Here is a 15,190-nt window from a genome sequence, read left to right on the forward strand (position 1 = left end):
CAATTAGTTCGGACAGGCTTCTGTACGCGCAGGCCAAGGCGCGTTCTTTTCGGCATATTCTTTGGCAGCCGCTTCAAGGAGAGGACGGACCATATCGGTCATTGGCTCAATCCAACCACTGGCTACAGCCCATTTTTCGCCGTCCCACTGCTGAATGAACACAGGGGAGCTGCCCGCGTGATCTTCACAGGTTACCTTCATGGGATGCGCAAAACCTGTCAGGCCCAATTCGGCGAGACGTTCCTTGGTCAAGTCCAATGTTTCCAGACCCATCCGCATGTCAGCGCCAGTAATCGCTTTCTTGCCGGTCAGCTCCTGAGCAGCACGAATGCCTTCAGCAATAATCACCGAGTTCAAGACGCCACGATTGTAAAGCGTGCTACCGATTGACTTTGGATCAGTCTGCGACTTGCCAGCATCCACAACAAGTTTCTTGATATCCTGGATCGCAGGATAGTCAGTGCCTACACCGGAGAAATTCATCGCCTTGTAGCCCTTGGCAGCTTCGCCGCCAGCAGCTGCATCGTCATCTCCAGCGGACCACCAGACGCCAATGAACTTATCCATTGGGTAACGGATCTTGACCGCTTCCTTGATCGCTGTAGGGTTCATTGCACCCCAGCCCCACATAACCATGTAGTCAGGGCGATCACGACGAACGTTCAGCCACTGCGAGGACTGGTTCTGCATTTCCTTTCCAGGAACCGCATATTTAACCAGCTCAAAGCCGAACTTTTCAGCCATCTGTTCAAGCAATGGGATTGGTTCACGCCCGTAACCCGCATCAAGGAAGATGTAACCAATCTTCTTGCCCTTGAGGTTATCAAGCCCGCCTTCTTGCTCGCCGATATACTTGATGGCAACAGATGCGCCGTCCCAATAAGTATCAGGAACGTTAAAAACCCAAGGGAATACATTCCCGTCGGCGGCAGCAGAAAGACCATACCCCATCGACAAAACAGGGATCTTGTCTACAGACGCCTTTGGAATAAGCTGCAGCGTGATGCCCGTGGAATAAGGGTTATAGACAATCGCGTTCTTGCCTTTTGTCGCCTCATAACACTCAACGCCTTTTTGTGCGTTGTAGCCTGTCTCACACTCTTCAATCTCGATCTTCACGCCACCGATGCCACCATCGCGCTCGTTCAGCATCTGCAGATAGTCATGCATACCGTTGGCAATGTGGATGCCGGATCCAGCGTAAGGTCCAGTCCGATACGTCAGCAGTGGGACGTAATTGGAATCTTCTGCGACAGCTTGGGTCGCGAAACCCGAGGCTCCCATGGCAAGCGCGACGGCAGAGCCGAGCGCGAATTGCTTGAAATTCTTCATCTATTTCCTCCCTTGCGATCGCGTTATCAGTTTGCGACCGCCGAACCGGTTGCGCCATTCCTCTCCGGACAGGTCCGATGCCCGGACGGCGTTGATCAGAGTGGCCCTCTTAATAAGGAAACGGCCACACCCTCAATTTTTGCTTCCCAAGCTGCCAAAGACGGGCAAACCCGTGTGGCTCGACAATCAGGAAGAAGATGATCAAGGCACCGACGATCATGAACGTCAAATGCTCAACGGTCTCGGCGCCAATGGAGATGCCAATTGCACCAGGAACGAATTTCAGGAACACCGGCAAGATCCAGATGAACGCTGCCCCCATGAACGATCCAGCCACACTACCAAGTCCACCCAGGATCACCATGAACAGGATCTGGAATGAAAGCGTGATTGAATAAGAAGACGCCTCGGCAGCATTCAGCCAGAAGAACACCATCATCGCCCCGGCAACACCGCAGATGTAAGACGACACGGCAAAAGCCATCAGCTTGGTCTGCAAGGGACGAACCCCCATCAGCTCGGCTGCAATATCCATATCTCGGATCATCATCCAGGAGCGACCAATCCGGCCGCGCATGATGTTCGCCACCAACAGCGCGATAAAGGCGGTGATCGCCAGAACCACAAAGTAACGTGCCAGCGGGGTTGCCTCAGCACCGGAGATCACAACTCCGAACATTTCCCGTTTTGGAATTTCGATGGCCCCAGACGCATTGTAATTGTAGAGCCATGGAATGCGAATAAAGCACCATTCCAGAAAGAACTGTGCGGCAAGCGTTGTGACCGCCAGATACAGACCCTTGATACGCAGGCTTGGAAGACCAAAAACCGCCCCGACCGCAGCTGAAAATACTCCAGACAACAGCACCACCACGATGACATTTACGTCCGGAAAGATCGAGGTCAACTTGTAGGCGGCATAGGCCCCAACGCCCATGAAAGCTCCTGTTCCCAGCGACAACTGCCCGGCAAAACCGGTCAGAACGTTCAGGCCAATTGCCGCAAGAGAAAACACCAGGAACGGGATCATGATGGACGACAGGAAGAAGTCGTTCGACAAGAATGGAACCACAACAAGCGCTATGACGATGATGACAGCCAGGCCATACCGGTCCTGACGGATCGGGAACAACGCCTGATCAGCCTCATAGGTCGTCTTGAATTGACCAGCTTCGCGATAAAACATGGATTACACTCGCTCGATGATTTTGTCGCCGAAGAGACCCTGCGGACGGAACAGAAGGAAGACCAGCGCGATGATATAGGCGAGCCAGGACTCAATCCCCCCGCCAACCAGACCACCCCAATAAATTTCGCCGATTTTCTCGCCGAACCCAATGATCAGGCCGCCGATAATCGCACCTGGAATAGATGTGAAGCCGCCCAAAATCAGCACGGGCAGTGCCTTGAAGGCGACAATTTCCAGAGCAAAGGAAACATCTGAACGCGCGCCCCACATGATCCCGGTCGCGAGGGCTACGAGCCCCGCAGCGAACCAGACGATGGCCCAGATCTGATTGAGCGAAATCCCGACTGACAACGCCGCCTGATGGTCATCTGCCACAGCCCGAAGCGCACGCCCGATCCTGGTCTTGTTGAAGAAGATACCAAGCGCAGTCACCATCAAGATGGCAATAACAGCCGCCGCGATATCGATGTGCTGCAGGATCACCAGGCCGCGTTCGCCGAATTCAAACGCCGTCGATCCTGTTGGCAAGCCAAGCTCTTCAGCGATCATCTTTTTCGGCTCACCGCCAAAAACAAACTCACCAAAGCCGATCAGGAAGTAGGTCAGGCCGATGGTTGCCATAAGCAAGATGATATCCGGCTGATTGACCAATGGGCGCATCACAACGCGCTCAATGCCGTAAGCCAGAATCCCCATCACCCCAATGGTCATGATCAGCGCCAGAAACGCTGGCACCCCTTGTTCGTGAAGACCGACCAGCGTCAAACCCGCAAACACCACCATGATGCCCTGGGCAAAATTGAACACCCCGGAGGCCTTGAAGATCAGAACAAACCCCAGTGCGATCAGCGCGTAGAGAATCCCCGCAACGAACCCTTCCCACAAAACCTGCAGAAAGAAATCCGGCATTTCGACCATCTGGACGAAGGGATCGATAAATATGTCGTAAAGCATCGCTTATAGTTCCCCGTCAGTGGCTCACGCCGAGATATGCATCGATAACGGCCTGGCTGGCCTGCACCTCGTCTGGACGTCCATCAGCAATCTTCTTGCCGTAATCCAGAACAACAACCCGATCCGACAGATCCATCACGACACCCATGTCATGCTCGATCAAAGCGATTGTCGTGCCGAACTCCTGGTTCACATCGATAATGAAACGGCTCATGTCCTCTTTTTCTTCAAGGTTCATGCCCGCCATTGGTTCATCCAGCAGAAGCAGCTCTGGCTCCATTGCAAGTGCTCGTCCCAGCTCAACCCGCTTTTGCAATCCGTATGGCAATCGCCCGACAGGTGTCTTTCGAATGGCCTGAATTTCGAGAAAATCAATAATTTCCTCGACCTTCTTGCGATGCTCTATTTCTTCTACACGGGCGGGACCAAACCACGCCATCTGCCAGAAGAGATTGCGGTGCATCTTGAGCGAACGACCGGACATTATATTGTCCAATGTGGTCATCCCCTTGAACAGCGCTACATTTTGAAAGGTCCGCGCGATGCCTTGCTTTGCCGCTTCATACGGCTTCATTTTCCGCCGCACTTTGCCCTGCCAGGTGATCGTGCCTTCCTGCGGGTGATAGAACCCGTTGATGACGTTCAACATGGATGTCTTACCAGCGCCATTGGGGCCGATAATGGCGCGGATCTCGCCCTTCTTGATATCAAAGGAAATGTTGGTGACAGCTTTCACACCGCCAAAAGAAAGCGACACATTGTCTACTCTCAAAAGATCTTCCCGCTCAAGGGCCTGCGCCGCCTCTGGAATACTGCTTGAAATCGCGTTCATTCGGCGGCCTCCTGCTGGATTGCGCCAACCGGATGCGGCGTCAGATTGCGGATCTCGACAGTTGCCTCAATAGCGCCGATCCGACCGTCTTCAAATGTCACTTCGGTCTTCACATATTTTTGCGTCGAGCCGTCATAAAGCGCTTCAATCAAAGGCGCATAACGATCTGCGATGAAAGTACGGCGCACTTTCTGCGTTCGGGTCAACTCCCCGTCATCGGCGTCCAATTCCTTATGCAGGATCAAGAAGCGCTGAATCTGTGCGCCCGCCATCATCGGCTCAGCCGCAAGATCTCGGTTCACCTGATCCACATGACCTTCGATCATCGCATAGACGTCGGGGTGAGCTGCAAGTTCCTGATAGCTTGCATAGTTCACGTTATGACGTTCGGCCCATGACCCGACCGACGTCAGATCGATATTAATGAACACGCCGACCATGTCCCGCTCATTGCCGAAAGCAACAGCTTCTTTGATGTTCGGGAAGAATTTCAGCTTGTTCTCGATATATTTCGGCGCGAACAAAGCCCCACTGGTCAGTTTGCCGACATCTTTGGCCCGGTCGATGATCTTCAAATGACCGTTGTCTGCAATAAAACCGGCATCGCCAGTGTGAACCCAGCCATCTTCCGTTTTTGTCGAACGAGTTGCTTCGTCGTTCTTGAAATATCCGACAAACACGCCCGGAGACCGATAAAGAACTTCACCATTATCGGCGATCTTCAGCTCAACATCCGGAGCTGGCTTGCCCACCGTATCGCCGTAGATCTCACCATCAGGCTGCAGCGTGATATAGACGCTGGCTTCGGTCTGACCGTAAAGCTGCTTCAGGTTGAGCCCAAGGCCTCTATAGAACTGAAAAATCTCAGGCCCGATGGCCTCGCCAGCAGTGTATCCGACCTTAAGACGTGTCAGGCCCATACGGTTTTTCAGCGGGGCATAGACAAAGAAATTTCCAAGGCCATAGAGAAAACGATCCTTCAACGGCACGCTTTCGCCGTTCAGGATTTTTTCTCCGCAATTGCGGGCGACGCCCAGGAAATAATCGAACAGTTTTTTCTTGGTTGGCCCTGCATCTTCCATCTTGACCAAAATAGAGGTCAGCATGTTTTCAAACACGCGCGGTGGCGCAAAGAAGTAGGACGGAGCGATCTCGAGGCGATCCACCTCGATGGTATCCATGTTCTCCGGGCAGTTCACGCAGTATGCAGCTGTGAATGCCTGAGCCAGTGAGAACACGTGATCGCCAATCCATGCCATCGGCAGATAGGCGAGTACTTCCTCGCTCTCATCCAGGCTATCAAACGTGTTGCCGTTGCGGGCAGAGATAACCAGATTGTCAAAGGACAGCATCACGCCTTTAGGGCGGCCCGTTGTACCGGACGTATAAAGCATCACTGCAATGTCAGTCCCGGTCGCCGCGGAAAATCCATCAGCCCATGCTTTTTCAGCGCCAGCATCGGCAGCCAGAACTTTCCGGCCACGCTCCTGAACAACTGAAAAATCATGCAGGTTCGTATGGTCGTAGTCGCGCAAACCACGGGTCTCATCATAGATGATCTGTGTCAGGCTTGGCACTTCGGTCGACATGGACTGCAGTTTGTCGACTTGCTCTTGGTCCTCGACGACCGCAAAACGAACTTCTGCATGTCCCAGAACATAAGCCATTTCTTCGGCGACTGAATCTGCGTAAACAGGCACTGGAACCGCCCCAACGGCCTGGGCTGCAACCATCGACCAATAGAGCCTTGGACGGTTTGCTCCGACGATGGCAACCTTATCGCCAGGCTGAAGGCCTAGCTCTTTGAGACCAAGCGAAAAGCTACGAATTTCGTTGAGAACATCAGACCATGTCCAGCTCTGCCAGATTCCGAAATTCTTTTCCCGAAAAGCGGTTCGGGTTCCAAAGTCTATTGCATTACGCAACAAAATCTTCGGAAAGGTGTCCTCGCCGCATGATGCGACTTCGGCCAACCCTGCCATGGCGGTTCCATCCCTTTTAGGTTTGCCCCGTTTCCCGGGGTCAAATTTTATAGTCCTATGAAACAACCCATTTGCCACACCATTCAAGGTGTTTTTCTTTTATTTTTCAAACAACGGGTTGAGCCGTAAGTCTTGATAGAAATGCTAAGCGGGCTGGATTTCACTAGTATGTTTGAATTGTGACGAAATGTGTCGGGAAAATCTCCATACATTCACTAGGAAAGGTTCTGGCCATTCAGTGGAAGCCGAAATAGGATTTGTGAATGGAGGATCTCAAAACAGTTCAAGCTCAGATCGACTTGCTTCAGGCCGCTCTGGACCACGTCAATCAAGGCTTTTCTGTTTTTGACAAGGAATTGCGACTTGTTGCCTGGAACAGAGGCCTCTGGGAAATGCTTGATTTTCCAAAGTCTCTAGCTGTACGCGGCACACATCTCGAAAACTTTCTTAGGGTCAATACGGAACGCGGCGAATATGGCCCCGGAGACGTTGAGGGTAAAATACAGAGGCGACTGACCAGGGCACGCCTTTTCAAATCTCACTATTTCGAGCGCATTCGGCCCAATGGGCAAGTCATCGCGGTCAGCGGCACACCTTTGCCACAAGGTGGCTTTGTCACGACCTATTCGGACGTTACAGAAGACCGTAGGCGTCAGAAAAAACTCGAACGCACGGTCGAGGAACGAACCCGCGCCCTGCGCCAAAGCGAAGACTGGCTCCGACTGGTCACTGACAACATCCCGGCCTTGATTGCCTATATCGCTCCAGGACCAATCTTCAGATTCGCGAACCGCCGCTATGCGGAATGGTTCGGCCAATCAGTCGCCTCCATCAATGGTAAACCAGCCAGCGAGGTCATTGGGGAGAAACTATTTCAAGAATTATCGCCCCACATTTCACATGCTTTCAGGGGCAATGCCGTTTCCTATGAGTATTTGCGCAAACGCCCGGATGGCAAAGACGTATCCATGCGATCAACGCTTATTCCCGACATGACCGTCGATGGAAGAACGTTGGGTATCTTCGTACTGTCGCTGGATGCAACCGACCAAAAGCAGAGCGAAGCCACGCTGATGCAATCTCAGCGCATGGACGCAGTCGGAAAATTGACTGGAGGGCTTGCGCATGATTTCAACAACTTGCTCACGATTCTCATGGGCAACCTTTTGAGTCTCAGCAGACAGGATGGTCAACTCACACCTGAGGCTTTGAAAGCCCGCATCTCGCCCATGATGCAAGCGACCCAGCGAGGCGCGGAGCTGACACAACGGTTGCTCGCGTTCAGTCGTGGCCGTCCGGTCGACCCGCAAATAGTACCGCTGTCCAAGATCATCGATAATGTTTCAGCTCTGTTGCGCGGATCCCTCCCCGCTTCAATAGAGGTGCTGGTCAATGAGCCTGAGCAAATGACCGCGTCCAGAATTGACCCGACACAAATGGAAACCGCACTGATCAACCTTGCCTTCAACGCCCGGGACGCGATGCGCGAGGGCGGCGAGATCCGCTTCGGAATTGATGAACTCACCATCGACGAACGGCATGCGAGTGTTTTGGGTGTACTGCCCGGCGCTTACGCCTGCATCACCGTCACCGATACCGGATCAGGTATGGACGAAGACACCCGCCTACGCATATTCGAACCGTTTTTCACAACGAAAACCTTCGGAACTGGCAGCGGCCTGGGTCTATCAATGGTCTATGGCTTCATGCAACAGTCAGGCGGTGCAATTCAGGTTTCATCATCCATTGGCCAGGGTACAGAAATCAAGCTGTTCGTGCCAGCTCTTCCGGCAACCACCCTGTCACAAACCACTCATCAGGCAGATCCTAATGATACATCGCAACTAGCGAGAGGCAACGGCGAGCTTTTGCTACTTGTAGAAGACAATACTGATGTTGCCGAGGTTCTGGCGGAGCAAATCCGCGACCTGGGCTACAAGGTTCTTCTGGCAGAAAACGCCGATGACGCCTTGTCATTGGCCGAAGCTTTATCTGAAATTCGAGGTGTTGTGAGTGACATTATAATGCCCGGTCAAATGAATGGTCTGGTTCTGGCCCGCAAAATCCGCGAAAAACGAACCGACATCGGTATCACCCTCATGACGGGCTATGCTGATTGGAATGTCCTGGAACCAGACGAGCGCGATGTAGGGTTTCCAATACTGACCAAACCGATGAGAAATAACAGCCTTGCCAGAGCATTAAGACAGATTGTTGCCACATGAATTCCATCGACACACATCAGCTTGCACAAAACACGGCAACAGCCTCCCCCGTGGCATTCATCGTTGACGATGAGCCCGAGATTTGCGCGCTGATTCTGGAAGCAATGAAACCTTTCAATATTTCGGGCAAGGCCTTCACAACAGGTCGCAGTCTTCTTGATGCGCTGCGCCTTGATACACCGGATGTCTGTCTGATTGATCTGGGACTTCCGGACATCGACGGCATGTCTTTGATCAACGAAATCCGCCAAACGTCTTCAGTGCCGATCCTGGTTTTATCCGCTAGAAACCACTCATCCGACAGGGTCATGGGGTTAGAAATGGGCGCTGATGACTATGTGGTAAAACCCTTTGACCCTCGTGAAGTGGTCGCCAGAATTCGCTCCATCCTCAGACGTTCGGCAGAACCTACAGCAATAAAACAATTGATAGATCGCGCCAGTTTCGAAGGCTGGAGCTATCTTCCCTCTTCCCATTCCCTGACTTCGCCGGATGGCGAAGAAACTTACTTGTCGACCGGAGAAGCCACTTTGCTAGACGCCCTTCTGCGCGCGCCCAAACGAGTACTGACCCGCGACTATCTGTTGGAGCACGGCGGCCGTGACGAGAGCATGGACCGCTCAATCGATGTCCGGATTTCAAGGATACGCAAGAAGCTCAGTACCCAAGACAAGCCAAGTTTGATACGGACGATTTACGGTTCAGGCTACATGCTAGCAGCAGCGGTTGAATGGTCTTGAGCAATCAAGATAGCATGTAGGACGGCAACCAAGTGGCGATCTGCGGGAAGAACCAGATGAAGACAAGGGCCAGCAGTTGGAGCCCGACGAAGGGTGCAACACCGCGGTAGATATCCGATGTCCTGACACTGTCTGGTGCAGCACCGCGTAGGTAAAACAGTGCGAATCCGAAAGGCGGAGTCAAAAATGACGTCTGCAGATTGATTGCCATCATGACACCAAGCCAGGCAGGGTTCATCGGCGTCCCATCCGGCATTGGAAGTTTCAGCAGGATTGGTGCGACCAAAGGCACAACGACAAATACAATTTCCAAAAAATCCAGAAAGAACCCCAAGGCGAACATCACCGCCATAACGATCAGAACAGCACCGAGCGTTCCCCCCGGCAAATCCTGAAGCAGCGACTGAACCGTTTCATCGCCCCCGAGATCGCGAAAAATCAGCGAAAAAATAGTCGCCCCAATCATGATTGCGAAAACCATTGCGGTGAATTCGATTGAGGATCTGAGCGCAGGCATCAACAATCCATTTCTCAGAAGACTTGCCAGGCAGGAAAACAGGCCAACCAGCACAGCCCCGCTTGCAATGACTGCAACACCAACGCCCAAAGACCCCTCAGTGATCGCAACTCCATGCTCTTTCATCGTCACAAAAAACACCAGGACGACGGCCCCGGTCAGAGGCAGTCCTAATGCTAGGCCGCGACGAGTGGACTGACGGCTTCCAGCCAGAATGAATGCACCAATAGCACCGAGCGATGCAGCTTCCGTGGGCGTGGCAACTCCGCCAAGGATCGAGCCGAGAACGCAAACCACCAGCCCCAAAGGCGGTAATATCGCTTGCACGACGTCAGCAAGTCTGGGCTCTGGAACTTCACTAGACTCAATATCAATCTTAGGCGGAGACCAGATCGAGAATATGATCTGATAGGAGATATAGAAGGCAACTAGCAGCAGGCCCGGTAAGAAGGAAGCAGCGAACAGATCCGCCACTGAAAACGGGTCCGGTGCGAAGTTCCCCATGTCCCGCTGGCTCGCCTGATAGGCCGTTGACAACTGATCGGCCAAGAACACCAACACAATAGACGGCGGAATAATCTGACCGAGCGTTCCGGAGGCGGCAATGGAGCCTGTTGCCAGCCGTGGGGAGTAACCAGCTTTCAACAGGGATGGCAGAGCAATGAGCCCCATGGTCACCACTGTGGCCCCGACGATGCCGGTTGACGCCGCAAGTAAAGCCCCAACAACGGTAACCGAAACTGACAAGCCTCCGGGAACCTTGCGAAACGCCCAACCCATTGCAGCCAGGAGATCTTCGGCGATCCGGGCTTTTTCCAAAACCACGCCCATCAAGATGAATAGCGGCACCGCGATGAGCGTCTCATTGCTGATCGTGCCGAATATCCGAAGCGGTATCGCACCCAGCGAGGGCGAATATCCTGAGGCATATCCAACAGCGGCAAAGAGAAGCGCAACACCACCAAGAGTAAAGGCAACAGGGTACCCCAACAGCAACAGCCCAAGGGTCGCAAAGAGCATCAACAAATCAAGGTGGCTCAGAAGGATACTCACGCCTCTGGTTTCCCCCCTGAGTAGCCGCCCAAGCCGGGATCAACTGACTGCACACGCCAAAGGACGCGCCCTGCTCGTACAAGTCTTTCCACTCCTTGCAAGCCCAACAGACCCGCGAAGACAGGCAGCACGCTCTTCAAGAGAAAAACCGCATGGATGCCAGCAGGCTGCGCAGACCCTTCGTGCACCGCCCAGGATGCCAATACAAAAGGAAGTGACGTCCAGAAGACCAGTACCGCAACAGGTAACAGAAACAATAGACTTCCGATCAAATCCACCCATGCCTGATGGCGCTCATTCGCAGACCGATAGAACATGTCGACTCGGACATGTCCGCCTGCCCAAAGCGTGAAACCGATTGGCAAGAGCGCCGCGAGTCCATGCCCATACAACAGGGCTTCCTGCATCCAGACGAAACCAAGATCGAAGACATATCGGAGCAAGACGACCAAAAACTGTACCAGGACAAGCAACAGCAAGCACACCCCGCCAAAGGCGGCGGCCCAACAATTTACCAGCGTCAAAGCCTTGAGACATCTTTCCATCGAACACCTACGCAAAACGGGGAGAAGTTTCCTTCCCCCCGCCTGTTATCATTATTTTCTCATCTCTTAGAAGTTCAGAGAGATATCTCTATGACCGGACAGACAGCTCGCAACACCCAGAGCGAGATCATCTGGAAGGCGCGGTTGCTGGCGAAGGCCGATGTTGTTTCGGACAACAGCATCATATTCAGACAGTTGCGGTAGCAATTCTTTTGCCCCTCTTGAGCGCCAGACCAGATCGGCTTTCAAGGCAGCGAGTGACTTGTCGATCTCTGCCAAGGCTTTCGACTTATCCGGAGTTTTTCCGCGCATGATCTTGCGAGCAGCAGTCAGGCCTTTGCGAATATCGCTAGCCCCTTCGACTTCGCCAACAGACGAGCGAACCGCTTCAATCTGAGTAACAGCCGCCTCCGGCTCAAGAGTATTGATCGCTTCTTTCAGATCGACAATTTCAGTTTCCTTGGCGGCCAACTTATCTGCATCAGCCAAGATCATCTGAACTTCCATAAGCGGTTCATATGCCTTGTCAACGGTACGCCTATATGTCAGACGCGCCTTGGTCTCAACTTTCTGAATCTCGGAGAAGGTCTTGTTCACGCCAGCCCATTCATCTGGGATCTGCGCAATCAACGCATCATGCTGGACCTGCAGAGCATCTATTTTATCCTGAGCGCGCGCGCCCTGTTCAGCCGAATAGATACCTGTTGGACCTGCTCGGCTGACAATAACCTGAAGCTCTTCAATTGTCTGGTCGATACGCAGAGCATCCCGTTCCAGAGCCCGAACTGTTCTATGAATAGGCCGGTAATCGCCAGCAGCAGCAGCAACGGCTATTTCTGCATCCACAATGGCGGTCATCTGGGGAATTGCCTCCTGGGCCATTTTAAAGCCATCAGCCAAATCCTTCTGCAGATCCTTCGGCAAATAACTGACATCAAGTCCTTCAGCCGATTTGATAGCCGCGAGAATAGTTGAACCGTTTTCCTGGAAATCCGCATAGACGAGATTTTCCATGCAGTACTGCAAACTCGGGTTCTTCGGTGGCGGAGCCGTTTCCGACATCAAAGAAGACCGATAAGGCAAATAGTTCACCAGCTGCGGAAAGAAGCCAACAATGCTGAGCGCAAACAACTGCAATCCGATGAACGCGATGACCCCCTTGTACATGTCGATTGTTCTGACCACAGCAGGTGCAACACCGCGCAAATAGAACAAGGCGAATCCGAAGGGAGGTGTCAGGAACGATGTCTGAATGTTCAGACCAATCATCACACCAAGCCAGACCGCCGTAACATTCGCAGACGGGTCAGCCAGCAAGATCGGGGCAACGATCGGAACAACAACAACGGCGATTTCAATGAAATCAAGGAAGAAGCCGAGGATGAAGATCACCATCATGACCACAAGGAACTGAGCCCAGAATCCGCCCGGCAATCCTTGCAGGAAGTTCTTCACCAGCTCTTCGCCGCCAAAGGCCCTGAATGCTGACGTCAGCATGGCCGCGCCGATCAGAATGATAAACACGAGACAGGTTGTCTTGGCTGTTTCGACCATGACCCCCCGCAAGGTGTCTTCAATATTAAGCGTACGCCAGCCGCTCCAGAACACTGCAATCAACAGCAGAGAAACTGCAATCAAGGCAATGATGAGCGAAAGAACATCCTGACTGGTTTCAAGACGCTTGATATTGATGCCGCCGGAGAAACTCACCACCACAGCAATTGTCAACAGAGCCAGGATTGCGAGTAGAGCGGGCGCATAAGTAAGGCTTTTTCCTTCGCGCAAGCGATAACCGGCCATCACCATGGCCCCGATTGCGCCAATCGCACCAGCCTGGTTCACCGTTGCAATACCAGCAATGATCGATCCGAGAACCAGAAAGATCAGCGAGAGTGGCGGAACCAGTGTCACGAAAACCTGGATCGCAAACTTTCGGTCAAATTTGCCTTCAGAGCGCACGGCAGGCGCCGACTTCGGATTGATAATGGCGAAGCCGAGAATGAAAACCATGTACAGACCGACAAGCACCATGCCCGGCACAAATGCGCCCAGGAACATTTCACCGGCGCTGGTCGACACGACGGAGAAATCCGAGGGCATCGAGATTTCGCCAGTCGTCTGCTTGTAGAGTGTCTGCCGAATGGATCCGGCCTGATCAACAGCACTGGCAAGCTGATCCGCCAGAATGATCAAAACGATAGACGGTGGAATAATCTGCCCAAGCGTACCGGAGGCCGCAATCGTTCCCGTGGCCAAAGGAACCGAGTAATTGTTGCGAAGCATCGCCGGAAGCGAAATCAAGCCCATGGCCACAACCGTTGCGCCCACAATCCCAGTCGTTGCGGCAAGCAGAGCTCCCACAAAAACAACCGAAATTCCCAGACCGCCAGGAACAGGACCGAACAAACGCGCCATGGTCACGAGCAGATCTTCGGCGATCTTAGACCTTTGCAGCATGATCCCCATGAAAATGAACAGAGGAATTGCTATCAGCGTATCTCGCTCGGCCTCCCAGTAGATTCCACGAAAGTTCGTAACACCCGCGCTAAGCCACTGACTTGGCCCACCGTGACTGAAAAACGCATCGCCGCCAGTCGAAAAAATGTATCCGGACAGGGCCGCAATGCCAATGGTGATGATCGCTGATCCGGGAAGCGCAAAGGCAACTGGAAAACCAGAGCCCAGAGCCGTTGCCATCAGGATCACAAGGAGGAGGAGAAATAAAAGTTCCATATCAAGCAGTCTCTGATGGTCTAGTGGGCAGCGGGAACGTCATGATCACGACCGCCTGAATCGCCGCGGATATCTGCGATGGCATTCAGGAAATAGCTTACGAACTGGATCATCATGGAAACAGCAAAAACGCCCAGGAAACCGGCCATAAGATACTTCACGTAGAGCCCGAAACCAGCCTGTGTTGTTTCATAGGATAGGATTGGGCTGTTGATGATATTCTGCTTGCCTCCCATCCCGATGATCAGAATGACCCAGCAAAGGGAAATACCAAGCAGCACCGATCCAATGGCGTTGATCTTGCCCTTGGTCTTCTTGCTAAAGCCCGCATAGAACACATCGACCCGAACGTGGCCTTCTTCCATGAGCGTGTAGGCGCTCGCAAACAGAAACAGCGCCGCATACCAGAAGCGGACCAAGTCGGCCATGAATGCCTGCTCATAGGAAAAAATGAACCGACCTATCACGATCAACAGTTCGGCCACAACGACCATGAGTGCGAGCCAGGTGAATCCAAGCGTTCGAACGAAACACGCAATCAGGAAGGAAAAGGCGATCAACGGCATGTGCACATAGGCACCGCGGAAACGCGCTCTTCCCAGCTCAGTTGCCAAGTCTTCACCAACCACATGCGGAAGCAATTCTTCGATGCGCAAAAATGAAATGACTGTGTCGGTCAGACCCACAATCAAAACCGCAAAAAACGCACCTCTGATGAGGTAGGCATTGATATTGCTGATGCGTTTGCTGTCTTCACGAAGCGTCGTGTGCGGTGTGCAGCTGACATGAGCAATCGCCCAAATTACCAAACCTGCATAGAGGCCCAGTTGTAGCCATGACCACACCATAGGCAGGGAACCATTCGCCTTTTGGCCAAACACAGGTCCAATGCCTGGCAAGTCTTGCCAATAGGTCAGGTAGTTGTTCAGCAAAAATGCCGCCAGGACCGCCAACATAACCCACCCAAGCAGGCGAAACGATCGTCCCCCATGCAGCGCATCCGTGTGGTCAGTTCTCACAGCAGGCGAACCATCTTGAACACTGTCCAAAGACGCCATGATGCCAAAGCCTTTTAGTTCACAATTCAA

At 52.9% G+C, this 15,190-nt stretch carries 11 protein-coding genes; 2 read left to right on the forward strand and 9 right to left on the reverse strand.

Annotation, left to right across the window (positions count from 1 at the left end; all coding sequences use genetic code 11):
* Nucleotides 1-3: 3 nt before the first annotated feature.
* From V6575_RS03420 to V6575_RS03440, 5 genes are all read right to left on the reverse strand, one after another.
* Nucleotides 4-1,332 carry an ABC transporter substrate-binding protein gene (locus V6575_RS03420; protein ID WP_340272640.1) on the reverse strand — a complete coding sequence of 443 codons (1,329 nt, stop codon included), beginning with the start codon at nt 1,330-1,332 and terminating at the stop codon, nt 4-6.
* 109 nt (nt 1,333-1,441) lie between these two features.
* Nucleotides 1,442-2,518: a branched-chain amino acid ABC transporter permease gene (locus tag V6575_RS03425; RefSeq protein ID WP_340272641.1), complete on the reverse strand. Its 1,077-nt coding sequence runs from the start codon at nt 2,516-2,518 to the stop codon at nt 1,442-1,444.
* Nucleotides 2,519-2,521: 3 nt separating this feature from the next.
* A complete protein-coding gene (locus V6575_RS03430; protein WP_340272642.1) occupies nt 2,522-3,475 on the reverse strand; it encodes a branched-chain amino acid ABC transporter permease in 954 nt (317 codons plus the stop codon).
* Nucleotides 3,476-3,491: 16 nt separating this feature from the next.
* Nucleotides 3,492-4,307: an ABC transporter ATP-binding protein gene (locus V6575_RS03435; protein WP_340272643.1), complete on the reverse strand. Its 816-nt coding sequence runs from the start codon at nt 4,305-4,307 to the stop codon at nt 3,492-3,494.
* Nucleotides 4,304-6,289, reverse strand: coding sequence for an AMP-dependent synthetase/ligase (locus tag V6575_RS03440; protein ID WP_340272644.1), 1,986 nt, complete (start codon nt 6,287-6,289; stop codon nt 4,304-4,306). The genes V6575_RS03435 and V6575_RS03440 overlap by 4 nt, the downstream gene beginning before the upstream one ends.
* Nucleotides 6,290-6,552: 263 nt before the next feature.
* Here V6575_RS03440 and V6575_RS03445 point away from each other — a divergent pair, with 263 nt between their 5' ends.
* Entirely contained in the window at nt 6,553-8,514 is a 1,962-nt protein-coding gene (locus V6575_RS03445; protein ID WP_340272645.1) for a PAS-domain containing protein, read from the forward strand.
* Nucleotides 8,511-9,254 carry a response regulator transcription factor gene (locus V6575_RS03450; RefSeq protein WP_340272646.1) on the forward strand — a complete coding sequence of 248 codons (744 nt, stop codon included), beginning with the start codon at nt 8,511-8,513 and terminating at the stop codon, nt 9,252-9,254. Before V6575_RS03445 ends, V6575_RS03450 begins: the two co-directional genes overlap by 4 nt.
* Nucleotides 9,255-9,258: 4 nt before the next feature.
* Here the strand turns inward: V6575_RS03450 and V6575_RS03455 are convergent, their stop codons facing one another.
* The 4 genes from V6575_RS03455 to V6575_RS03470 form a co-directional block, all read right to left on the reverse strand.
* Nucleotides 9,259-10,824, reverse strand: coding sequence for a TRAP transporter large permease (locus tag V6575_RS03455; protein WP_422785507.1), 1,566 nt, complete (start codon nt 10,822-10,824; stop codon nt 9,259-9,261).
* Nucleotides 10,821-11,303 carry a TRAP transporter small permease subunit gene (locus tag V6575_RS03460; protein ID WP_340272647.1) on the reverse strand — a complete coding sequence of 161 codons (483 nt, stop codon included), beginning with the start codon at nt 11,301-11,303 and terminating at the stop codon, nt 10,821-10,823. The genes V6575_RS03455 and V6575_RS03460 overlap by 4 nt, the downstream gene beginning before the upstream one ends.
* A gap of 132 nt (nt 11,304-11,435) precedes the next feature.
* Entirely contained in the window at nt 11,436-14,102 is a 2,667-nt protein-coding gene (locus V6575_RS03465; protein WP_340272648.1) for a TRAP transporter large permease subunit, read from the reverse strand.
* A 20-nt stretch (nt 14,103-14,122) separates the two neighbouring features.
* Complete coding sequence (locus V6575_RS03470; protein ID WP_340272649.1) at nt 14,123-15,160, reverse strand: TRAP transporter small permease subunit; 1,038 nt, start codon at nt 15,158-15,160, stop codon at nt 14,123-14,125.
* Nucleotides 15,161-15,190 lie beyond the last annotated feature (30 nt).

The organism is Roseibium algae (assembly GCF_037783265.1).
Lineage (GTDB): Bacteria > Pseudomonadota > Alphaproteobacteria > Rhizobiales > Stappiaceae > Roseibium > Roseibium algae.